This window comes from Streptomyces sp. NPDC127114 (assembly GCF_042677525.1).
Taxonomy (GTDB): Bacteria; Actinomycetota; Actinomycetes; order Streptomycetales; family Streptomycetaceae; genus Streptomyces.
Genome location: NZ_JBHXTJ010000004.1, coordinates 1 through 21,343, shown reverse-complemented (window position 1 = coordinate 21,343; position 21,343 = coordinate 1). Strand labels below are relative to the sequence as shown.

Here is a 21,343-nt window from a genome sequence, read left to right as displayed (position 1 = left end):
CCCCTCGGCAACGAATTTCCGTACCGACGGGTAGGCGTGCGGCCCGTCTTGCTATACGGTCCGTCCAACAGCTTGCTAGACACCGTGTCTAACAAGAGTCCGTTCCCGCCCTCCGAGGTCCTCAAGGAGCCCGCACCATGGCAAGCAGCACCGTCCAGCCGGCGGACCAGGCCCCGCAGCCCGAACGCGAGGCGGCCCGGCGGCTGCTCGACTCGTCCGCCAGGCTCTCCTACGATCCCGCCATTGAGGTCGACTGGGACACCCCGCTCGACGAGGACTTCCACGGGATGAGCCCGGAGTGGTGCTCCCTCTACGGCACCCGGTACTGGCAGGAACTGACCGAGGCACAGCGCAAGGAGCTGACCCGGCAGGAGTCCGCGTCGGTGGCCAGCACCGGCATCTGGTTCGAGATGATCCTCCAGCAGATGGTGCTGCGCGACATGTACGCCAAGGACCCGACCGACCCGCGCTTCCAGTGGGCCCTGACCGAGATCGCCGACGAGTGCCGGCACTCGATCATGTTCGGGCGCGGCGCCGCCAAGCTCGGCGCCCCGGCCTACCGCCCGCCGCGCTTCGTGCGCGAACTCGGCCGGGCCTTCAAGACGCTGGCGGTCGGCGAGGCCGCGTACGCGTCGATCCTCGTCGCCGAGGAGGTGCTCGACGTCATGCAGCGCGACTGGATGCGCGACGAGCGGGTGGTCCCCTTCGTCCGGACCATCAACAACATCCATGTCGTCGAGGAGTCGCGGCACATGAAGTTCGCCCGCGAGGAGACCCGCGCCCGGCTGCGCGGGGCCGGCCGGCTGCGGCGTCAGGTCCAGGCCCTGGTCGTCTCGATCGCCTCGTACTTCATCGTCACCAGCATGGTGAACCGCGAGGTGTACGCGAACGCCGGACTCGACACCGAGCGGGCGCTCGCCGAGGCCCGAGCCAACGAGCACCACAAGTCGCTGATGCGGTCGAGCTGTTCGGGCCTGATGGAGTTCCTGGCCTCCGCCGGGCTGCTCACCCGCCCGGCGGTGGCGGTCTACCGCCGCGCCCACCTCATCTGAGCCGTATCCGCACCGGAGCCCCGCGAGCTGACGACACCATGACCTACGCGATCACCCAGACCTGCTGCAACGACGCCACCTGTGTCGCCGTCTGCCCCGTCAACTGCATCCACCCGACGCCCGGAGAGCCGGACTTCGGCCGCACCGAGATGCTGTACATCGACCCCGGGTCGTGCATCGACTGCGGCGCCTGCGCCGACGCCTGCCCGGTCGACGCGATCTTCCCGGTGGACGCGCTGACCGCCGGCCAGAAGGAGTACGCCGCCGTGAACGCGGCCTACTACGAGGACCGCGCGCCCAGCCCCGCGCCCGAGGGCGGGCCCCTCTTCCACGCCTGGGACGCGCCGTCCTTCCCGCGCACCCTGCCCTCCGACTTCGCTCGGATCCGGGTCGCCGTCGTCGGCACCGGCCCGGCCGGCATGTACGCCGCCGAGGACCTGCTGCTGCACACCAACGCCGAGGTCACGCTGGTCGACCGGCTGCCGGTGGCGGGCGGACTGGTCCGCTACGGCGTGGCGCCCGACCACCCCGCGACCAAGCGGATCGGCGAGACCTTCGCCCGGTTCCACACCCACCCGCGGGTGCGGATGTACCTCGGCGTCGACGTCGGTACGGACCTCACGGCGGAGGAACTGGCCGCGCACCACGACGCCGTCGTGTACGCCGTCGGGGCCGCAGGCGACCGTCGGCTCGGCATCCCGGGCGAGGAGCGCGCCGGCAGCATCCCGGCGACGGCCTTCGTCGCCTGGTACAACGCGCACCCCGAGGTCGCGCCCGACGCGATCGACCTGTCGGACGTCGAGCGGGTGGTGGTGGTCGGCGCGGGCAACGTCGCCCTGGACGTGGCCCGCCTCCTCGTCGCGGATCCAGAGACCCTGGCCGGCACGGACATCGCCGACCACGCGCTCGCCGCGCTGCGCGCCTCCGCCGTGCGCGAAGTGGTGCTGCTCGCGCGGCGCGGACCCGAGGACGTCTCCTGCACCGCGCCCGAACTCCTCGCCCTGGGACGGCTCCCGGGCGTCCGCCTGGTCGTGGACGACCACGACCCGCGCATCCGGGCCGCCGTGGAGGCGGCCGGGCCCCGGGACAAGGCGGCGCTGCTGCGCGGCGCGGTCCGCGAGCGGGTGGACTGGAGCCGGGCACCCGGCCCGGAGCGGCGCATCGTGTTCCGCTTCCATTCCGCACCCGAGGAGATCACGGACGGGGCGGTGCGCGTGACGGGCGGGGCCGGGGCAGGACCGGTGGAGGTCCGGGCGGGCATGGTGCTGCGGGCGGTCGGCTATCGCGGACTGCCGGTCGCCGGACTGCCGTACGACGAAGCCACCGGCACGGTTCCGCACCGCGGCGGGCGGGTCGAGGGCCGGCCGGGCACCTATGTGGTCGGCTGGATCAAGCGGGGCCCCTCCGGCGGCATCGGCGCCAACCGCGCCTGCGCGGCGGAGACCGTGGGCACGCTCCTGGCCGACGCGGTCGACGGCGCCCTGCCGGTACCGTCCGGAACGGCGCGGGCCTTCGACCGGCTCGCCCGCGGCCGGGCCCGGCACGTGGTCGACGCGCGCGGGCTCGCCGCGATCGAGCGGGCCGAGCGGTCGCGCGGCGAGGAGTCGGGGCGGCCCCGGGTCAAGCTCGGGACCGTGCCGGAACTGCTCGCCGCGGCACGGGGGCGACGCCGGGCGGCGCGCTGATCCGGCGGAGCCCGGGCCTCGTCGGCGGGATCCCGGCGTGGCAGCCGTGCCGGGGTGGATGATCCCGATATGAGTGCGAGGCATGAGTGAGAAATCAGCTGTTGTCGTAGGGGTCGACGGTTCCGAGCACAGTCTGCGGGCCCTGGAGTGGGCTCTGGGGACGGCGCGGAGCCTGGAGGCCCCGCTGACGGTCGCCCATGTCCGCTCGGAGGCGCTGCAGCTCGGCAGCGCGCGGATCGAGTCGCTCGGCCCGGCCCCCGAGCTTCCCGACACCGTCGTGGACGCCCTCGCCGCCGAGGTCGGGCCCCGGGCCGAGGGCGTCGACGTGCGGTACGCCTCGCTCGACGGCTCGGTGGTCGACGCCCTGGCGGAGGCGGCCAGGGGCGCCCGGCTCCTGGTGGTCGGTTCGCGCGGGCGGGGCGGCTTCGCCAGTCTCCTCGTCGGGTCGAACAGCCGGGCCCTGGCGGCCTCCGCGCCCTGCCCGGTGGTCGTCGTGCCGCACGAGGCGCGGGCCGCGTCCCTGGAGGGCGGCGCGGCGGCGGGCCGGGTCCTGCTGGGGCTGCACGTCGAGGAGACCGCCGACGAGGTCGTGGACTTCGCCTTCGAGGCGGCCCGGCGGCGGAAGGTGCCGCTGGAGGTGGTGACCGCCTACCCGGTGCCGCCCTCCCCCGCCCTGCTGATCGGCGCGCCCGCGCCCGCGCTCCAGGTGCCGCCGCCGCTGCCGGACGAGACGCCGGAGCTGGTGGACACCACGACCCGGCGCCAGGAGGAGCGGCTGCGGCCGTTCGCCGAGCGCTATCCGGAGGTCGAGGTGGTCCCGGCGGTGACCCCCGCCGACGCGGCCGCGCGGCTGGTCGAGGACTCGGCCGAGGCCGGACTGCTCGTCGTGGGGCGTCATCGCCGGCACCGGGTCGAGACGCTGCTCGTGGGCTCGGTCGCGCACGCGGTCCTGCACCACGCCGCCTGCCCGGTCGCGGTGGTGCCGCCCGCATCGAGGCACTGAGCGGACGGAAATGCCTCCGTTTCACCTCTTCGGGTGATGGCGGATGTGGAGAAACGTGTCTGCCTCCGCGGGGGCCGCGAACCTCGATGCACGGGGACCGATCCAGTGGAGCGTGTCCATGCATCTGATCCGACGCGGCGATCCGCACCTCGCCGTCCGGTCGAGCGAAGGCCTGACCACGGTCGAGCTGTACGGAGAGCTCGACCTGGTGCTGGTGCAGCGCGTCCGGCCCGAACTCGACGTGCTGGCCCGCGAGGCGCCCGCACTCACCGTCGACCTGCGCCACGTCACGTTCTGCGACGCGTCGGGGCTCGGCCTCCTGGTCCGCTGTGCGCAGCGCGTCCAGGACCGGGGCGCGGCCTGGCGGCTCGTCTGCGACCAGCCGATGATCCTCCGGCTCGTCCGGCTCGCCGCTCTGGACGACGTCCTGCGGCCGTCGCCGCCCGCACCACCGCCGGACGACGAGGGACCGCCGGCACCGCACCCGAGCCTGCCGGGGCGGCTGCCGGTGTGAGGACCGGTGCCGGCCGGCCCGGCACGCTCGGCGAGGCGAGGCACCCCCCTGAGGCGCTGCGTCGGACCGCGGGCGGCCGGCCCCGTCGACGGTCCGACGGGGCCGGGGGCAGTCCCACAGGGGGCGTGCGTGCTACGGGACCGGTCGCAGTCCTCCGGGACCGCGTCCGCACCCCGTGGTGACGTGCTCAGGCCGGCAGCAGTTCGCCCGCGCCGCCGTGCTCCAGGGTCTGGCCGGGGAAGCCCGCCGCCGGGAGGCCGGCCGGCGGGCGCATGCCCGGGAGGCGGAGCTCGATGATGCCGCGGACGGCCGGCCACTCCTCGTCGAGGACGGAGTAGAACGCGGTGTCGCGGACCACGCCGTCCAGGCCGCGGGAGTGGGCCCGGCGTACCCCTTCACAGGTCGCGCCCAGGCGCTCGATCGCGACGCGGGAGCGGGTGTTGCGCGCGTCGGCCCGCATGGAGATCCGGCGCACGCCCCAGGACTCGAAGGCGTGGCGCAGCATGAGGTACTTCGCCTCGGTGTTGACGCCCGTGCCACGCGCCTCGCTGGAGATCCAGGTGTTGCCGATCTCCGCGGCGTCGGGGACCGAGGTCAGCGGGTCGCCGTTGGGCACCCCGGTGACCGGCGGCCAGATGACGGGTCCGCGCCAGTAGTCGAGTTCCAGGAAGCGGGTGGAGCCGAGGACCCGGCCGGTATGGGGGTCGACCATGGCGAAGGGCAGGGCCCGGCCGGCCGCCTGTTCGGCGAGGGCGCGGGCGATGTAGTCGCAAGAGGCGTCAAGGCCGTGGGGCACGGAGGTGTAGGCATACGCCGCACGATCCAGTGCGCCCGCCCAGGCGATGCCCTCGGCGTGGCGCATGGCCAGCGGTTCCAGGCGCACGGTGCGCCCGGGCAGGACTACAGGTACTGGCACGGGACCTCGGGTCTTTCACGGGCAGGGGTCATCGCACGCCGGATCGCGGCGACGATGAAAGGGAGGGGTTCCCGCCCGTTGCCGACCGCTTCGCCCAAGGGGAAAAGGGCAAGTGAAACGGTTCGCCATCGGTGGCGGGAGGAACAGTATGCAGCCCCGACGGCCCCGAGAACAGAACCCCACACGAACCCGCGCGCACAGCTGAGTGAATGTCCGGTTTACCCCATCCCCCGTTCGGCCCAGCAGGGCCTGGAAGCGCCCTTGCCAGGGCCTTTCCGCCGCCCCCGCCGAGGACTCTCGGCGGGGGCCCCGAGAGGCCCGGGGCAGGCTCTAGGAAGCGACTTCCGCGCAGGCCGGGTGGCCCCAGCCGTCGGGGTTCTTGGTGATGGTCTCGCCCTTGCCGTACGGCTGTCCGCAGCGGCACCGGCCGGGGAACCTGGCCTTGAGCGAGGGAGCGGTGGAACCGGAGCGCGCCCCGGCGCGCGCGGGGCGGGAGGCGCCGGTCGCCTTGCGGGGCCGCTTGGCGGCGGCGGGGCGGGCGGAGGCGGGCTCCGGCGGGGGCAGCGGGGAACCCGCGGCGGAGCCGGCGGGCTGCTGGCTGCGGGCGGTGTGGCTGGCCGCGCGGTCGGCGGCGTCGTTCAGCGGGTCGCCGTCGACCTGGTGGGCGGGGGTGTAGACGAACTCCACGCGCCGGTCGGCGAGCAGTTCGTCGATGCGCACCACCAGCTCCTTGTTGGCGACGGGCGTGCCGGCGGACGTCTTCCAGCCCTTGCGGCGCCAGCCCGGCAGCCAGGTGGTGACGGCCTTCATCGCGTACTGCGAGTCCATCCGCACCTCGGCGGGCACGGCGGGGTCCAGGCGCTCCAAGAGGCGGAGGAGCGCGGTGAGTTCGGCCACGTTGTTGGTCGCGGTGCCGAGCGGCCCGGCCTCCCAGTGGGCGATCTCGCCCGCCTCGGTCCCGATGACCCAGGCCCAGGCGGCCGGCCCGGGGTTCCCCTTGGACGCGCCGTCGCACGCCGCGATGATCTTCTCTGTCATCCCTCGATCCTGACATGCGCCGGGACCGGTCACGGACCACCCCGCACGGCTCCGAGCCGCGCCACCTCGGCCTCGAGCGCGTCCCTGCCGATGGCCTCGGCACGGGTCGAGGGCACGGTGCAGGCGTACGCCCCGGCCACGCTTCCGTACAGGGCGCAGGTCCGGGCGGGTGCACCGGCGAGCCAGGCGTGGAGGAACCCCGCGGCGAAGGCGTCGCCGGCACCGTTGCTGTCGACGACCGGGGCGGCCGGGGCGACGGCGGGCACGTGGACGAGCTCGTCGTCGGCGCGGGTGAGCAGGTAGGCGCCGGCGGCACCGGCTGTGGCGACGGCCACGGAGGCCCGGCCGCTAGCGAGGATGTCGCGCAGGATGCTCGCGGGGTCGTCGAGGGCGGCGGCCGAGACGAAGACGAGATCGGCGCCGAGGGCGAACGACTGGTGATAGGCCGCCTCGCCGTCCCAGTCGTGCAGATCGGTCGAGACCGTGACGCCGGCGGCGCGCAGCTCGGGCAAGGCGTGCGCGCAGGGCTGGGTGAGCGAGACGTGGGCGTGCCGGCTGCGGGCGGCGAGGGCGCGCACGGTCTCCGGGGGGAGCCGGTCGTCGTCGTGGCCGCGGGTGGCGTCGTAGAGGGAGAGCCGGCGCCCGTCGGGTCCGACGAGGTTGACGGCGCGCTTCGTTCCCGCGGCCTGCCGCACCTCGGTGAAGGGGATGCCCTGCTCGCGGTGGAAGGCGCGGACCAGGTCGCCCTCGGGGTCCGCGCCGAGCATGTCGAGGTGGTGGACGCGCCTCCCGAGCCGGTGCAGGCCGAGGGCGACGAAGTCCCCGGTCTGCCCGGCCCGGGTCACGATCCCGGTGCCGATCATGTGGCTGTCGGCGAGCGGCAGCGGCAGTTCGGGGACGTAGACGATGGTGTCGACGCCGGCTCCGCCGAGGACGAGGACGTCGATGTCGGTGGCGGAGCCGGCGTCGAGGACGGCGGCGGGGGCGGTGGCGGCGGGGTCGCCGGCCGTGGCGGTGTCGCTGCTCATGCGGGGCAGTCAAACAGCGCCCGGAGCCGCCTCGCAAGATCTTGCAAGAAGTTTCCGCAAGGGCGGGAGGACCGGCCGGGTCAGCGGCCCAGTTCGCCGTCCAGCCACTGCAGGACCTCCGGCGTCACCACGTCGGTGATGTCCGCGAACTCCTCGTGCTTCTTCAGGAACTTGGCGACGTACGGGCAGACCGGGACGATCCGCATGCCGGTGGCGCGGACGTCGTTCAGCGCCTGCTCGACCAGGATCGAGGCGAGGCCCTGTCCCGCGTAGGCGTCGTCGACCTCGGTGTGGAAGAACACCCGCCGGTCGCCCCGGTCGCGGTACGCGGTGAGGCCGGCGCGCTCGTCGTCGACCAGGATCTCGTAGCGGTGGCGCGCGTCGACGCGCCGGACGACGGGCGCGACCGGCTGCCCGGCGCCCTCCGCCTGCTCCACGTGCGCGGTCTGCTCGGTCTGCTCGGTCATGACGGGCCTTCCGGTCGGGGCTGCGGTGGCGACGGCGTCCGATGACCCGTGTCGGTCTCGGCCTCGCCGAATCCGGTCAGTATCGCAGCAGCCGCGGACTCCCTCCCCGGTCCCGGCGCGCCGGGAGCACACTGGCAGGAGGGGCGGGACGACCGGCGAGGGAAGAGGTGCCCCTGATGCGCAGAAGCCGCTCGCTGACGCGGTCGCGCTACGCCCCGGACCCGGGGCTCACGGCCCGCATGACGACGACCATGTTCCTGATCGGGCTGCTGTACGTGGTCTTCGTCGGCGTCCTGATGGTGCTGCTGCGCGGATCCTGGCCGATCGTCCTGCTCGTCGCGGGCGGCCTGTTCGTCGGGCAGTTCTGGTTCAGCGACCGGATCGCGGCGCTGGGCATGGGGGCGCGCGAGGTCAGCCGCGAGCAGGCGCCCGAGCTGCACGGCACCGTCGACCGGATCTGCGCGCTCGCCGACATGCCGAAGCCGAAGGTGGCGATCGCCGACAGCGACGTGCCCAACGCCTTCGCCACCGGCCGCGGTGAGAAGACGGCACTGGTCTGCGTCACGACCGGACTTCTGCGTCGGCTGGAGCCCGAGGAGCTGGAGGGCGTGCTCGCCCACGAGATGTCCCACGTGGCCCACCGTGACGTCGCGGTGATGACCATCGCCTCGTTCCTCGGCGTCCTGGCCGGGATGATGACCCGCGTCGCGCTCTACAGCGGTCTCGGGCGCAGCCGGGACAGCAACGCGGCCGCCGCCGTGATCCTCGTGCCCGTCGTCAGCGGCGCCGTCTACGTGCTCAGCTTCCTCCTCACCCGGGTCCTCTCCCGCTATCGCGAGCTGGCCGCCGACCGGGCCGCCGCGCTGCTCACCGGCCGGCCGTCGGCGCTGGCCTCGGCGCTGACCAAGGTCAGCGGCGAGATGGCCCGGATCCCCACCCGGGACCTGCGGATGGCCGAGCCGTACAACGCCTTCTGGTTCGCGCCGGCCTTCTCCTCGAAGGAGAGCCCGGGCCGGCTGCTCTCCTCCCACCCCACCCTGGAGCAGCGGCTCGACCAGCTCTCCCGGATCTCGGCACGACTCGGCGAGGTCTGAGCACGGTGGGCCTCCTCGACAGCATCCTCGGGCGCAGCAGGCCGGTGCGTCCCGACCTCGACCGGCTGTTCGCGCTGCCGGCCGCGGCCCTGACCCTCCAGGCCGGCACCGGTTACGCGCCGACCGGCGCGGGGTCCGTGTGCTTCTCGGGGGTCGAGGGCGGTGCCTTCACCCGGCTGAAGGAGGACGTGCGGGAACTGCTCGACGTCGACGGGAAGGCGGGGGCCGCTCCCGTGGCGTTCAGCCGTGACGCGTACGGCTACACCTGGCTCTCCGCCCGGCGCCCCGCCGACGACCTCGTCACGCTCGTGAACGACCTGCACGCGGTGAACACCCTGCTCCAGGAAGCCGGCTTCGGCCCGCATCTGCTCTGCTCCCTCACCGGGTTCCGCGCGCCCGGCACCGCCCACGACCTCGCGCTGGTCTACCTCTACAAGCGCGGGACCTTCTACCCCTTCGCGCCCCGCGCGGACGGCACCGAAGCCCGCGACAACGCCCTGGAGCTCCAGGTCAGAGGGCTGCTCGCGGGTGACCTCGCGATGGAGTCCGATCTGGAGCGCTGGTTCCCGGTCTGGGGCGCGCCGGGGCTGGGGGCGCCGGGACCCGGCGGGGCGGGGCCCGACGGCGCGGGCCGCGGCGGTGCCGGACCCGGCGGGGCGGGCTGACCGCTCCCTTCACGGTCCCGAAAAGGTCCTCTGACCAGCGCCGACGGAACCGGAGCGGTCCGCCGGGGCGTCCTCGGCAGCGACCGCCGCTTCCGAGCTCAGCAGAGGAACACCCCGTATGACCTACCGATTGCGCCCCATCAGCCGCGCGGAGCACCTGGCCTTCGTCGCGGCCCGCCCGTCGGTGAGCCATATGCAGGTCCCGTCCTGGGCGGACGTGAAGCCGGACTGGCGGGCGGAGAGCCTGGGCTGGTTCGACGAGGGCGGGCAGCTGGTGGGCGCCGGTCTGGTGCTGCTGCGTCCGCTGCCGAAGCTGCGGCGGTATCTGGCCTACCTGCCCGAGGGTCCGGTCATCGACTGGGACTCGGCGGACCTGGCGCAGTGGCTGCGGCCGATGCTGGCGTATCTGAAGGGCCGGGGTGCCTTCTCGGTGAAGATGGGTCCGCCCGTGGTGGTCCGGCGCTGGAGCGCCGAGGCGGTCAAGGAGGCGATCGCGGACCCGGCGGTCCGGCGGCTGCGGGACGTGACGGCCACGGAGCGGGAGCCACGTGCCTTCGGCATCGCCGACCGGCTGCGGCACATGGGCTGGCAGCAGACCGAGCCCGGCGGCGAGGACGGCTTCACGGCCGGCCAGCCCCGCTACGTGTTCCAGATCCCGTTGGCCGGCCGCACGATGGAGGAGGTCCGGCGGGACTTCAGCCAGCAGTGGCGCCGCAACATCAGGAAGGCGGAGAAGGCCGGCGTCAAGGTCGTCCAGGGCGGCTACGAGGACCTGCGGGACTTCCACCGGCTCTACGTCGAGACCGCCGAGCGCGACCGCTTCGTCCCGCGCCCCCTGGCCTACTTCGAGCGCATGTGGACGGCGCTGACCTCCGAGCACCCCGACCGCATGCGGCTCTACCTGGCCCACCACGAGGGAGAGGTGCTCGCGGCGGCGACGATGCTGACCGTCGGCGAGCACGTCTGGTACTCGTACGGCGCCTCCACCAGCCGCAGGCGGGAGGTCCAGCCGAACAACGCGATCCAGTGGCGGATGATGTGCGACGCCCACGAACGGGGCGCGGCCGTCTACGACTTCCGGGGCATCACCGACACCCTGGACGAGGGCGACCACCTGGTGGGCCTGCTCCGTTTCAAGGCCGGCACGGGCGGCCGGGCCGTCGAGTACCTCGGCGAGTGGGACTTCCCGCTGAACAGGCTGCTGCACAAGGCCCTGGGCCTGTACCTGTCCCGCCGTTAGCGCTCCGGCGGACGGTGTGCCGCGGCCGTGTGCCTCAGCACACGGTGTCCCACTCGTGGAGGGCCCGGAGGGCCGCGGTGCGGAGGGTCGGGGTGACGGGGGTGACGGGGGTGGGTGTGAGGAGGTAGTCGGCCACCGGGGTGAGGAGCAGGGGCGTGTCGGGCGCGGGGGTGAGCAGGCGGGACTCGTCCCAGGTGTGGCGGATGACGGTACGGCGCAGGAGGGTGCCGTGGCGGGTGGCGAGGCGTCGGGTGGTGGCCTCGGCGCGGCGGCGGCGTTCGGGGCCGAGCTCGGGGGTGAGCGCGGCGCGGACGGCGGCCAGCGGTCCGAGCGGCAGATGGCCGGCGGCGTGGTCGAGGAGGGTGGCGGCCTCGGGGGCCAGGCGGTAGGCGGCCAGGACGGCGGCGGTCTCGGCGGGTTCGAAGGGCTGGCCGGTGAGGCCGGCGACGTCGAGGACGGTGACGGGACCGGGTGTCCGGGCCGGCTTCCGCAGGCGGGTCTCGGCGAGGGCGATGAGGCACTCGACGTGCTGGTCGGCGACGAGGTAGGGCCGGACGGGCACGGTCGCGCCGTCGCCGGGCAGGGCCGCGGTGCTGAGGTGGACGCGGTACCAGGGGTCGGCCAGCGGGTCCTCGGCCGGCCAGTGGAGGGTGACGGCCGTGTGGTGGGGCCGGTCACCCAGCAGGGAGACGTCGATGTGCTCCACCGGGTGGTCGGTGACCAGCCGGATGACGGCCTGCCACAGGGCGGCCTGGTCGGGGGCGACGAGGTCGAGGGTGTCCAGCGGCCGGAGGAGCCCGGCCGGGTAGTAGCCGGCGAGCGGCAGGCCCCGGATGGCGCGGACGCCGGTGGACCGGGCGAGTTCGGCCGCCAGGCGGGCGTAGTGGGCGGCGCGGTCGCGGGCGCGGCGGAGTTCGGCACGGGCCGGCTCCCCCATCCGGACGCCGTCGCGTGCCAGGGCGGACAGCACGAGGTGGGGCAGGTGACGGCCGGTCCGGGCGCGGTGGAGCAGTTCGGCGGGCCCGTCCGCCGGGTCGGTGTCGAGCAGCCGGTACAGCAATGCGGTGTTCACGGACATCCGCCTCCGAATGTATGGTCAGGCCCGGCGCCACCGGCGGCCGAGGGGGCGGGCGGGCGGTGCCGTTCCGTCTCCGGCGGGCCCGCGGCACGACGATTCTGACCGGCGGGGTTCAACGCCTGATCACCACAGACTCAACAGACCCGACAGGCTCTCGACACCGAGTGCGACGCTGTGGTTAAAAAGGTCACACAAAGGCTGACATGTGCGCCGAACGGGGCGGCCACGGTGTTCTGGGGCGGGTGGGGGCAGGATATGGGCGATCTCCGTTTCTCGTTACTCGGTCTGATGCGGGCTCACCGCGGGGTGACCCCGCTCAAGGTGGGAAGTCCGCAGCAGCAGGCGATGCTGGCCGTTCTCCTGCTCCGGCCGGGGTACTCGGCGAGCGCCACCGACCTGATCGCCGCGCTGTGGGGGGAGGAACCGCCGAGCGCGGCGATGACGACGGTGCGCACGTACGCGTGGCGATGGCGCAAGATGCTGGACGCGGGTGACCCGGGAGGGGAAGAGGAGGGGGCGAGATCCGGCCATGGCGGCCGGCAGGCGTCGAGCGTGCTGGTGTCGATGGGCGACGGCTACCGGCTGGTGCTGCCGAAGCTCGCCGTCGACGCGGCGCAGGCGGAGTCACTGGCCGCCGAGGCGGAGCGCACCGCGCGCACCGACCCGCTGCGCGCCCGTGACCTGCTGAACCAGGCGTTGGAGCTGTGGCAGGGCGAACCGCTGACCGGCATTCCCGGACCGTTCGCTGAGCGGCACCGGCAGCGCCTCGAGGAGCTGCGGCTGACCCTCCTGGAGGAACGGATCGGGCTCGACCTGGCCCTCGGCCGCCACTCGCGGTGCATTCCCGAGCTGACCGCGCTCACCACCGAACACCCGCTGCACGAGCGGGCGTACGGGCTGCTGATGCGGGCGCTGTACCAGGCCGGGCGGCAGGCGGACGCGCTGGCGGTCTACCGCGGGGCGCGGCAGCTGTTCCTCGCGGAGCTGGGCGTCGCGCCCGGCGCCGAGCTCGACCAGTTGCACCGCAGGATCCTGGAGGGCGACCCGGCGCTGGCCGCTCCGGAGCCGGCCCCGGTGACCGCGACCACGACGGTGAGCCACGGGCCCGTGCCGCCGACGGGAACGGATGCGGGGGCTTCGGCGGAGGCCGAGGGGCAGAGGGGGCAGCGGGACACGGGCGTCGTCCGGGGTGGCACCGGCGACGCGGCTTCCCCGGACACGGCCGGTTCCGGGGCGGACGAACCGGGCCGTCCTCGGGAGGAAACGGACGGCGGGGAGCCGAGGGACGGCCGGAGCGAGCGGGGCGGCCGGGAGGCGGCTGCCGCCCGGACGACCGCCGCGCCGCCGCGGCCGGCCCAACTGCCGCCGGACGCGGCGGACTTCACGGGGCGTACGGCGCCCGTCCGGGTCCTGCACGAGGCGCTCGGTGCGCCGTCCGCGCAGGCGCTGGTGATCGCCACCGTGGTCGGCATGGGCGGCGTCGGCAAGACGGCACTCGCGCTGCACGTGGCACACCGGGTGCGGGAGTCCTATCCGGACGGCCAGCTGTACGTGGACCTGCGCGGCTCCGATCCCGTACCGGCCGATCCGGAGGCGGTGCTCAGCGGGTTCCTCGTGGCGCTCGGGGTGTCCGGCGACGCGGTGCCGGACGGTCTCGACGCGCGTTCGGCGCTGTTCCGGTCCGTGGTGGACGGGCGGCGGCTGCTGCTGGTGCTGGACAACGCCAAGGACGCGGCGCAGGTCCGGCCGCTGCTCCCGGGTTCGGTCGGCTGCGCGGTCCTCACCACCGGGCGTACCCGGCCGGCCGGACTGCCGGCCACCGTCCAGGTCGACCTCGACGTGTTCCAGCCCTCGGAGGCGCTGGCCCTGCTCGGCCGCACCATCGGCGAGGAGCGGCTGGCCGCCGAGCGGGAGGCGGCGCTCGACCTCGTGGTGGCCTGCGGGTATCTGCCGCTGGCGGTCCGCATCGTGGCCGCCCGGCTCGCGGCCCGGCCGGGCTGGACGGTGGAGACGCTGAGCCGCCGGCTGCACGTGGAGCGGCGGCGGATCGACGAGCTGCGGATCGGTGACCTCGCGGTCGCCGCCGCCTTCGAACTGAGCTACCGCCAGCTGACCGCGGACCAGGCCCGGGCGTTCCGGCTGGTCGCCTCGGTGGACGGGCCCGACATCGGGCTGCCGGCCGCCGCAGCGCTGCTCGACCTCGACGAGTACGACGCCGAGGACCTGCTGGAGGCGCTGGTGGACGTGGCGATGGTGGAGTCGCCCTTCCCGGGGCGGTACCGCTACCACGACCTGCTGCGGGCGTTCGCCCGGCGGCGCCCGACGGAAGAGGGCGGCGCCGCCCCGGCGGGCGGTGAGGCGGTGGCGGCCCGGGACCGGCTCCTCGACCATCTGCTCGCCACCGCCTGCACCGCGTTCCAGCACGCGGTTCCGGGCGATCCGGCGGCGGGCGCGCTGGGTCCGGCCCGCTCCCCCGGCGTACCGCTGGCCGGGTGGGCCGCCGCGCGCGAGTGGGTCGTGACGGAGCGGGCGGGCGCGGCGGCGCTCGCCGCCCAGGTCGCCGCGGACGCGGGGGCGGGAACTCCGGCAGGCACGGCGGCGGGCACGCCGGAAAGCGTCGGGTGCACCGCCCTGCGTGCCGCGATCGACCTGCTGATCGCGCTGACCCCGTTCGTCCTGACCCCGCCGAGCCGGCAACTCGCCACCACCGCCGACGCGCTGGCGGAGGCGGCGACGCGGCACGGCGACGTGCGGGCCGCCGGGCGGGCCCATTTCCTGCGCGGGAACGTCGCCCTGGCGGCGACGCGCCTCGACGCGGCGGAGGCGGCGGCCCGGCAGGCGGTGGACTCGGCGCGGACGGCCGGCGACACGGTGATCCTGCGGCAGGCGCTCAACGACCTCGGGCTGATCTGCCAGTTCCTCAGCCGCTTCGACGAGGCCGTGAACCACTACGACGAGGCGCTGCTGCTCGCGAACGAACTGGGGCACCGGTCGGGTGCCCTGGTGACGACCGTGAACGCCGCGCTGGCGCGCGTCCGCAGCGGTCGGGCGGCGGAGGCGGTGGAGATCTGCCACGAGGTGCTCGCGGAGCTGCGGACCCGGCAGGACGATCCCGGTCGCGCGTACACGCTGTACGTCCTCGGCCTGGCGCTGCACGGACTCGGGCGGCACGAGGAGGCGGTGACCTGGTTCGGCGAGTGCCTGACGGTGGCGACGGGAGCCGGTCTCCGGGACCGGGCCGCGCACGCGCGCTACCGGCTGGCGGACAGTCTCCGCTCGCTCGGCCGGGCCGACGAGGCCCTCGACCACGCCGGTCAGGCGCTGGTGCTCTGCGAGGAGCTGGGGGCGGAACGGGACCAGGCCCAGGCGCTGGTGGTGCTGGGCCGCTCGCTGGCGGACCTCGGGCGCGGGGCCGAGGCGGGGGCGCGGTTGCGGCAGGCGTACGAGATCTTCTGCCGTCTGGGACTTCCGGAGGCCGCGGAGGTGGCCGGGCTGCTCCGGGAACCGGCGTTCGCCCTGGTCGATCCCTGAGCTTGTGGAAAAACGGTACTGCTCGGTGGTGCGGCCGTCGTTCAGGAACCGGTGCTGTTCCAGTCCGTGTCGTCGGTCGGGGTGGGGGTCGGGGCCGGGGCCGGCTGGGTGGTGGACGTGCCGGTCGCGGCGGCACCGTCGGCCATCGCCGTACCGGTCGCGCCGAGGGCGATCACCGCGCCGAGGCCGAGGGCCCCGAGGGCCAGACGGATCCGGGTGGCACCGAGGGTGTTCGCACGCTTCGCCATGACTGCTCCCTAGGACGTCTTCCCTGGTGGGAAGGGGTTTCTGCGGGGCTTTCCGGAGTGCTCCGGGCTGATGGGCTCAGCATGGCAAGGCGCGTTCAACGGCCGATCGACGTACGAGCACCGTACGTCGATCGGCCGCGTTGATCGGGGCGTTGATCGGGGCGTTGATCGGGTGTGTCGACCGGGGCGATGACCGCGGGTGTCGACCGGGGATGTCGACCGGGGCGGTGACCGGAAGGTCAGGCCGCCTCGCGGATCTCGAGCGTGCAGCACTTCACGCTGCCGCCGCCCTTGAACAGCTCGGAGAGGTCCGCACCGATCGGCCGGAACCCGCGCTCGCGGAGCCTGGCCGCCACGCCGGTCGCGGCCTCCGGCAGCACCACGTTCAGGCCGTCGCTCATGACGTTGAGCCCGAACACCTCCGCGTCCGCCTCCTCCACCAGCACCGCGTCCGGGAAGAGCCGGCGCAGCACCGCGCGGCTGCCCGCCGAGAAGGCGCCCGGGTAGTACATGACCTCGTCGGTGTCGAGCACGCTGAGCGCCGTGTCCAGGTGGTAGAAGCGCGGGTCCACGAGGTCGAGCCCGATCACCGGACGGCCGAGGAACTCCTGGGCCTCCGCGTGCCCGGCGGAGACGCTGCGGAAGCCGCGGCCGGCCAGCAGGTAGCTGCCGGTGAGGAGCAGGTCGCCCTCGCCCTCGTTGACGTGCACCGGGTCGTGGGTGGTGAAGCCCTTGGCCCGGAACCACTCCAGGTAGGCGGGGCCCTCGGCGGCCCGCTCGGCGTTGCGGAACCGGGCGCCGAGCACCCTGCCGTCCACCACGGTCGCGCCGTTCGCCGCGTAGACCATGTCGGGAAGACCGGGCAGCGGGTCGATCAGGTCGACGCGGTGCCCGAGTTCGGCGTACAGCTCGTACAGCCGCTCCCACTGGAGGACGGCGAGGTCGGTGTCGACCGGCTTGGCCGGGTCCATCCACGGGTTGATCGCGTAGCTGACCTCGAAGTGGGTCGGACGGCACATCAGGAAGCGGCGCGGACGGGCGATGCGGGTCACGGGAGGCTCCGTAGGGGTGAAGGGTGAAGGTGAGGTCGAGGGTGAGGGTGGATCCGCGGACGAGGGCGGATCCGGGGTGAGGACGAATCTGGTCGCCGCGGGTGAAGACGAGGGGTCGGGGTGCGGGTGGCGCCGGAGAACACCGGGCGGCGGCCGGGATCCGTCCGGCGGACCGGCGGCCAGGACCTGGCCGTTCTCCGCCGGACGGACACCGGGTGCGTCAGGACTCCGCCGGGCGTTCGGGGAAGCTGCGCATCGCGCGCAGCGGGCTCGCGAGGAGCACCATGCCGGCCGAGAGCAGCACGCTCGCCATGATCCAGATGGTGGTGCGGGCGCCGAGCACCTCGCCCAGCCAGCCGCCGAGCAGGGCTCCCAGCGGGATCGCGCTGAAGTTGACGGTCGAGGCGCTGGCCCGGATCCGGCCGATCATCGCCGGCGGACAGTACGCCTGGTAGAAGCTGCCGGCGATGACGTTCCCGGCGATCACGCCGCAGACCGCGACGGCCCAGGCGACGGCGCTCGCCGCCAGCGGCAGACGCTCTCCCGCCAGCGGCAGCAGGAGGATGAACGGCGCGCCGACCAGCTCGCAGAGGAGCAGCCCGCGTGCCGTGCCCAAGCGGCGGGCGATCCGTCCGGCGAGCGCCGCTCCGGCGAGGCCGCCGACCGACACGACCGCGAACACCGCCCCGACGCCGCCGGGCGTGACGCCCACGCTGCGGATGAGGAAGACGGTCTGCACGGCCTGGATGCCGTTGAGGCCGAGGTTGCCGACGGCCGCGAAGCTCGCGAGCGTGCGCAGGTACGGGTCGCGCACCAGGAAGCGGACGCCTTCGCCGATCTCGCGCAGGATCCCGCGCCGTTCGGAGACCGCCGGCGGCTTCTCCTCGACCTTGAGGGAGCCGACGCAGACCGCCGCCACCAGGTAGGTGATCGCGTCGGCGAGCAGTCCGCTGACCGCACCGAACGCCTGGGAGAGCAGTCCCGCCAGGCCCGGTCCCGCGATCTCCGCCGCAGCGTCACCGGAGCGCAGCTTGACGTTGGCCTCCAGCAGGTCCTGCTTGGCGACCAGTGCGGGCAGTACGGCGCTGTTCGCCGTGGACAGGAACACCTTGACCGCTCCGGCGAGCAGCGCCACGACGACCAGCTGGGCCATGGTCAGCACGCCCAGCCAGGCGGCGACCGGCACGCTCCCGAAGAGCACCAGCAGCAGGAGGTCGCAGACCAGCATCACCTTCAGCCGGGGCCAGCGGTCCACCCAGGCTCCCGCGAACAGGCCGAGAAAGAGCCACGGCACCCAGGCGGAGGCGGTCAGCAGGCCGACCGTGAACGGCGAGGCCTCCAGGGTGACGACGGCCACCAGGGCGAGGGCGACGTTCCCGACCGCGGTGCCGAGGCCGCTGGTCGTCTCGCCGATCCAGAGCCTGCGGAAGTTGCCCTGTGCCCACAGGCCCCAGCGGCTTCTCCGCGGCGGTTGCGTCGCCGGCGGCGAGGAGGAGCCGGGGGACGGCGGCCTGACGGAGGCGGTGGTCATGGCGGGTCACTCTCCAAGCTTCTCGGCCAGCACGGCGGCGATCCGTGCGAGGGGTTCCGGCCGCGTCATGGCGCCGTGCGTGCAGGGGATGCGGTGCTCCTCGACGCGGCCTTCGACGTACGGGCCCCAGGCCGCCGCGTAGGGCCAGTCGGCGGGCTTGTCGAGGGTGGCGCCGAAGAAGACGGCGTCGCCCCGGTAGCGGTCCGGCACGTGCTCGGCCATCAGCTTGCGGTGCAGCTCGAACACGTCGGGCAGGACGCCGGCGGCCTCGCCGAGGAGTGCGGTGAGGTCGGACGGGCCGCGGGCGTCGGCAGGGTCGTGCCCCAGCGAGGCGAGCAGTTCGGCGAGGGTGTCGACCGGGTCGTCGCCGGGCGACGGGGTGCCGGCGGCGGCGTACCGGGCGGGGTCGGCGGGCAGGCCGTCGAGCAGGGCGAGCAGGGCGACCTCCTGGCCGGCGGCCTGGAGGGCGACGGCCATCGCCTGGGCGACGACCCCGCCGAAGGACCAGCCGAGCAGGTGGTACGGGCCTTCCGGCTGGACGGCGCGGATCTGCCGTACGTAGTCCTCGGCGATCTCGGAGACGGAGGACGGTGCGGTCGCTCCGCTCAGTCCGCGTGCCTGGAGGCCGTGGACCGGGCGGTCCGGGTCGAGGTGGCGCAGCAGTCCGGAGTAGACCCAGCTGACGCCGGCGGCCGGGTGGACGCAGAACAGCGGGGCCTTGGTGCCGCCGGCGCGCAGCGGGAGGAGCACGTCGAGGGCGCTGCGGGCGTCGGTGGTGGCCGTGTCCGAGAGCGCCTGGGAGACGCGCCGGGCCAGGGCGGCCACGGTCGGGGCTTCGAAGAGGGCCCGCATGCCGAGGTCGGCGCCGAGCGCGGTGCGGATCCGGCCGAGCAGCTTCATCGCGAGGAGGGAGTGGCCGCCGAGGTCGAAGAAGCCGTCGTCGACGGAGACCGGTTCCGGGAGTCCGAGGACCTCGGCGAAGAGGTCGCAGAGCACTTCCTCGTGCGCCGTCCGGGGTGCCCGGCCGGTGGGCGAGGCGAGGAAGTCGGGCGCGGGCAGCGCGCGCCGGTCGACCTTGCCGCTGGCGGTCAGCGGCAGCGCGTCGAGCCGGACGACGGCGGCCGGGAGCATGTAGCCGGGCAGTGACTCGGCGGCGAAGGCGCGCAGTCCGGCCCCGTCGAGCGGTCCGTCCGCGACGACGTGGGCGACCAGGCGGGGCCCGGTGGTGTCGTCCTCGTGGACGGTGACGGTGGCGGCCTGGACCTGCGGGTGCCGGGTGAGGACGTGCTCGATCTCGCCGAGTTCGATCCGGAAGCCGCGGATCTTGACCTGGTGGTCGGTGCGGCCCAGGTAGTCGGTGTTCCCGTCGCGGGTGCGGCGGACCAGGTCGCCGGTGCGGTACATCCGCTCCCCCGGTGCGAACGGGTCGGCGACGAAGCGCTCGGCGGTCAGCGCCGCGCGGCCGAGGTAGCCGCGGGCGAGGCCCGCGCCGGCCAGGTAGAGCTCGCCGGGCACGCCGGGCGGCACCGGGTTCAGGTGTTCGTCGAGGACGTAGGCGCGGGTGCCGAGGGCGGTCCGGCCGAGGGCCGGGCGCTCGGTGGCGGCGAAGGGCTGGGTGAGCGCGTCGACGGTGGACTCGGTGGGTCCGTACAGATTGTGGGCGACGGTCGCCGGTGCCTCGCGCAGCCGGTCCCACAGGGACTGGCCGACCGCCTCGCCGCCGAGCAGCAGCACGCGCGGGGTGCCCGACGCCGTGGGAGCGTCCAACAGGCCCTCCTCGACGAGCTGTTCGGCGTAGGAGGGGGTGACCTCCAGGACGTCGACCGACTCCTCGCGGACGTGCCGGACGAGGGCGGCGGCGTCGCGGCGGACCTCGTCTCCGATGAGGTGCAGCTCGTGGCCGGCGGCCAGCCAGAGCAGGCCGTCCCAGGAGGCGTCGAAGCAGAGCGAGGCGGTGAGCGCGACCCGGCGGCGGCCGTGTCGCCGCTCGGTGGCGCCGATCGGGCCGGTGGCGGAGCGGTGCGAGGCCAGCAGCGCGGCGATCGAACCGTGGGTCACCACCACGCCCTTCGGCCGGCCGGTGGAGCCGGAGGTGTAGATGACGTACGCGGCGTCGGAGGCGGCGACGCGGTGCGGCGGGTCGCCCGCGGCGGAGCGGCGCTCGGCCACGGCCGCCGGGTGGGGGCCGGATGCCGGGTCGGTGCCGCGCGCCGGATCCGCGTCGTACGGCGAGGCGGTGCTGTGCGCCGGGTCCGTGTCGTGCGCCGGTGAGGTGGTCAGGACGGGCAGTCCGGCGAGCAGTTCGGGCAGGGGCCAGCCGTCGCCGGTGAGGACCAGGGCGGGTGCCGCGTCGGCGAGCATGGCGGCGGTGCGGTCGGCCGGGTACTCGGCGTCCAGCGCGAGCGAGGCGGCACCGGACTTGAGTACGGCGAGCAGCGCGACCACCGTGTCCGCGGAGCGCGGCAGGGCCAGGGCGACCACCGAGTCCGGTCCGGCGCCCGCGGCCGTCAGGCGGCCGGCGAGGCGGTCGGCACGGTCGTTCAGTTCGGCCCAGCTCAGTCGGACGTCCCCGGCGACCAGGGCGGTCGCCTCGGGTGTGCGGGCCGCCTGGGCCTCGAAGACGGCGGGCAGCAGCGTCACCTCCGGCGGCAGCGCGTCACCGCCGGCGACGAGCTGCGCTCGTTCGGCGGCGGAGAGGAGGTCGATGCGGCCGATGGGCCGGTCGGGACGGGCGGCCGCGGCCGAGAGCAGGCGGCCGAGGCGGACCGCCAGGGACTCGACGGTCTCCCGGTCGAAGAGGTCGGTGGCGAAGTCGATCGCGCACTCGAGTCCGGCGGGCGCGCCGGCGGCGTCGAAGGACTCGCCCATGGCGATGGAGAGGTCGAACTTGGCCACGTACCCGCCGACCGGTTCGACGGTGGCGGCGAGCCCGGCCAGGTCGAGCGGCGCCGCTTCCGGGTCGCCCTGGCCGCCGCCCTGGAGCAGCAGCATCACCTGGAAGAGCGGGTGCCGGGCCAGCGAACGGGCCGGGTTGAGCTCCTCGACGAGGCGCTCGAAGGGCACGTCCTGGTGGGCGTGGGCGTCGAGCTGGGTCTCGCGGACCCGGTGGAGCAGGTCGGCGAAGGTGGGGTCTCCGGAGGTGTCGGTGCGCAGCACCAGGGTGTTGACGAAGAAGCCGACCAGGTCGTCCAGGGCCTCGTC

At 74.4% G+C, this 21,343-nt stretch carries 17 protein-coding genes; 8 read left to right on the top strand and 9 right to left on the bottom strand.

The annotated features are described in order from the left end of the window. The first annotated feature begins 137 nt into the window (after window positions 1–137). The 4 genes from ACFVGS_RS05585 (at window position 138) to ACFVGS_RS05570 (ending at window position 4,254) form a co-directional block, all read left to right on the top strand. Window positions 138–1,052 (top strand): diiron oxygenase, encoded by a 915-nt coding sequence (locus ACFVGS_RS05585; protein WP_385690674.1) that lies wholly within the window; start codon window positions 138–140, stop codon window positions 1,050–1,052. Window positions 1,053–1,090: 38 nt separating this feature from the next. Beyond that, window positions 1,091–2,737, top strand: coding sequence for an FAD-dependent oxidoreductase (locus ACFVGS_RS05580; protein WP_385690672.1), 1,647 nt, complete (start codon window positions 1,091–1,093; stop codon window positions 2,735–2,737). Window positions 2,738–2,819: 82 nt separating this feature from the next. Beyond that, window positions 2,820–3,740 carry a universal stress protein gene (locus tag ACFVGS_RS05575; RefSeq protein WP_385690669.1) on the top strand — a complete coding sequence of 307 codons (921 nt, stop codon included), beginning with the start codon at window positions 2,820–2,822 and terminating at the stop codon, window positions 3,738–3,740. A gap of 118 nt (window positions 3,741–3,858) precedes the next feature. Further along, complete coding sequence (locus tag ACFVGS_RS05570; protein WP_384412659.1) at window positions 3,859–4,254, top strand: STAS domain-containing protein; 396 nt, start codon at window positions 3,859–3,861, stop codon at window positions 4,252–4,254. Between the two features lie 187 nt (window positions 4,255–4,441). On the opposite strand, the gene ACFVGS_RS05565 is transcribed toward ACFVGS_RS05570, so the two are convergent. The 4 genes from ACFVGS_RS05565 to ACFVGS_RS05550 form a co-directional block, all read right to left on the bottom strand. After that, window positions 4,442–5,170: a GNAT family N-acetyltransferase gene (locus tag ACFVGS_RS05565; protein ID WP_384412661.1), complete on the bottom strand. Its 729-nt coding sequence runs from the start codon at window positions 5,168–5,170 to the stop codon at window positions 4,442–4,444. A gap of 330 nt (window positions 5,171–5,500) precedes the next feature. After that, window positions 5,501–6,208 (bottom strand): ribonuclease H, encoded by a 708-nt coding sequence (locus ACFVGS_RS05560; RefSeq protein WP_385690665.1) that lies wholly within the window; start codon window positions 6,206–6,208, stop codon window positions 5,501–5,503. Between the two features lie 29 nt (window positions 6,209–6,237). Then, window positions 6,238–7,236 (bottom strand): PfkB family carbohydrate kinase, encoded by a 999-nt coding sequence (locus ACFVGS_RS05555; protein ID WP_385690662.1) that lies wholly within the window; start codon window positions 7,234–7,236, stop codon window positions 6,238–6,240. 80 nt (window positions 7,237–7,316) lie between these two features. Continuing rightward, window positions 7,317–7,703 (bottom strand): GNAT family N-acetyltransferase, encoded by a 387-nt coding sequence (locus ACFVGS_RS05550; RefSeq protein ID WP_385690659.1) that lies wholly within the window; start codon window positions 7,701–7,703, stop codon window positions 7,317–7,319. A gap of 176 nt (window positions 7,704–7,879) precedes the next feature. Here ACFVGS_RS05550 and htpX point away from each other — a divergent pair, with 176 nt between their 5' ends. From htpX to ACFVGS_RS05535, 3 genes are all read left to right on the top strand, one after another. Continuing rightward, window positions 7,880–8,797 (top strand): zinc metalloprotease HtpX, encoded by a 918-nt coding sequence (gene htpX, locus ACFVGS_RS05545; protein WP_385690656.1) that lies wholly within the window; start codon window positions 7,880–7,882, stop codon window positions 8,795–8,797. A 5-nt stretch (window positions 8,798–8,802) separates the two neighbouring features. Then, window positions 8,803–9,462 carry a hypothetical protein gene (locus tag ACFVGS_RS05540; RefSeq protein WP_385690653.1) on the top strand — a complete coding sequence of 220 codons (660 nt, stop codon included), beginning with the start codon at window positions 8,803–8,805 and terminating at the stop codon, window positions 9,460–9,462. A 118-nt stretch (window positions 9,463–9,580) separates the two neighbouring features. Then, the gene (locus ACFVGS_RS05535) at window positions 9,581–10,702 is read left to right on the top strand and encodes a lipid II:glycine glycyltransferase FemX (RefSeq protein ID WP_385690650.1); all 1,122 of its coding nucleotides are present in this window, start codon (window positions 9,581–9,583) and stop codon (window positions 10,700–10,702) included. Between the two features lie 34 nt (window positions 10,703–10,736). Here the strand turns inward: ACFVGS_RS05535 and ACFVGS_RS05530 are convergent, their stop codons facing one another. Then, the gene (locus ACFVGS_RS05530) at window positions 10,737–11,780 is read right to left on the bottom strand and encodes a hypothetical protein (protein WP_385690647.1); all 1,044 of its coding nucleotides are present in this window, start codon (window positions 11,778–11,780) and stop codon (window positions 10,737–10,739) included. A 345-nt stretch (window positions 11,781–12,125) separates the two neighbouring features. On the opposite strand from ACFVGS_RS05530, the gene ACFVGS_RS05525 reads away from it, so the two are divergent. After that, window positions 12,126–15,311, top strand: coding sequence for a BTAD domain-containing putative transcriptional regulator (locus ACFVGS_RS05525; RefSeq protein ID WP_385691132.1), 3,186 nt, complete (start codon window positions 12,126–12,128; stop codon window positions 15,309–15,311). 41 nt (window positions 15,312–15,352) lie between these two features. Here ACFVGS_RS05525 and ACFVGS_RS05520 read toward each other — a convergent pair whose 3' ends face one another. The 4 genes from ACFVGS_RS05520 to ACFVGS_RS05505 all read right to left on the bottom strand — a co-directional run. Next, entirely contained in the window at window positions 15,353–15,559 is a 207-nt protein-coding gene (locus ACFVGS_RS05520) for a hypothetical protein (RefSeq protein ID WP_384412684.1), read from the bottom strand. A gap of 239 nt (window positions 15,560–15,798) precedes the next feature. Beyond that, complete coding sequence (ddaH, locus tag ACFVGS_RS05515) at window positions 15,799–16,611, bottom strand: dimethylargininase (RefSeq protein ID WP_384412687.1); 813 nt, start codon at window positions 16,609–16,611, stop codon at window positions 15,799–15,801. Window positions 16,612–16,831: 220 nt separating this feature from the next. Beyond that, on the bottom strand, window positions 16,832–18,142 hold the full coding sequence (locus tag ACFVGS_RS05510; RefSeq protein ID WP_385690643.1) for an MFS transporter: 1,311 nt from the start codon (window positions 18,140–18,142) through the stop codon (window positions 16,832–16,834). A gap of 6 nt (window positions 18,143–18,148) precedes the next feature. Further along, window positions 18,149–21,343 (bottom strand): amino acid adenylation domain-containing protein (locus ACFVGS_RS05505; RefSeq protein ID WP_385690640.1); only part of this gene is annotated, 3,195 nt, incomplete at its 5' end.

Excerpts from the sequence above, each read along its gene's own strand:
- ACFVGS_RS05510 (WP_385690643.1), bottom strand. The coding sequence starts at position 18,142 with ATGACCACCGCCTCCGTCAGGCCGCCGTCCCCCGGCTCCTCCTCGCCG.
- ACFVGS_RS05580 (WP_385690672.1), top strand. The coding sequence starts at position 1,091 with ATGACCTACGCGATCACCCAGACCTGCTGCAACGACGCCACCTGTGTC.
- ACFVGS_RS05520 (WP_384412684.1), bottom strand. The coding sequence starts at position 15,559 with ATGGCGAAGCGTGCGAACACCCTCGGTGCCACCCGGATCCGTCTGGCC.
- ACFVGS_RS05525 (WP_385691132.1), top strand. The coding sequence starts at position 12,126 with ATGCTGGCCGTTCTCCTGCTCCGGCCGGGGTACTCGGCGAGCGCCACC.
- ACFVGS_RS05560 (WP_385690665.1), bottom strand. The coding sequence starts at position 6,208 with ATGACAGAGAAGATCATCGCGGCGTGCGACGGCGCGTCCAAGGGGAAC.
- ACFVGS_RS05575 (WP_385690669.1), top strand. The coding sequence starts at position 2,820 with ATGAGTGAGAAATCAGCTGTTGTCGTAGGGGTCGACGGTTCCGAGCAC.
- ACFVGS_RS05555 (WP_385690662.1), bottom strand. The coding sequence starts at position 7,236 with ATGAGCAGCGACACCGCCACGGCCGGCGACCCCGCCGCCACCGCCCCC.
- ACFVGS_RS05535 (WP_385690650.1), top strand. The coding sequence starts at position 9,581 with ATGACCTACCGATTGCGCCCCATCAGCCGCGCGGAGCACCTGGCCTTC.
- ACFVGS_RS05585 (WP_385690674.1), top strand. The coding sequence starts at position 138 with ATGGCAAGCAGCACCGTCCAGCCGGCGGACCAGGCCCCGCAGCCCGAA.
- ACFVGS_RS05570 (WP_384412659.1), top strand. The coding sequence starts at position 3,859 with ATGCATCTGATCCGACGCGGCGATCCGCACCTCGCCGTCCGGTCGAGC.
- ACFVGS_RS05550 (WP_385690659.1), bottom strand. The coding sequence starts at position 7,703 with ATGACCGAGCAGACCGAGCAGACCGCGCACGTGGAGCAGGCGGAGGGC.
- htpX (WP_385690656.1), top strand. The coding sequence starts at position 7,880 with ATGCGCAGAAGCCGCTCGCTGACGCGGTCGCGCTACGCCCCGGACCCG.
- ACFVGS_RS05530 (WP_385690647.1), bottom strand. The coding sequence starts at position 11,780 with ATGTCCGTGAACACCGCATTGCTGTACCGGCTGCTCGACACCGACCCG.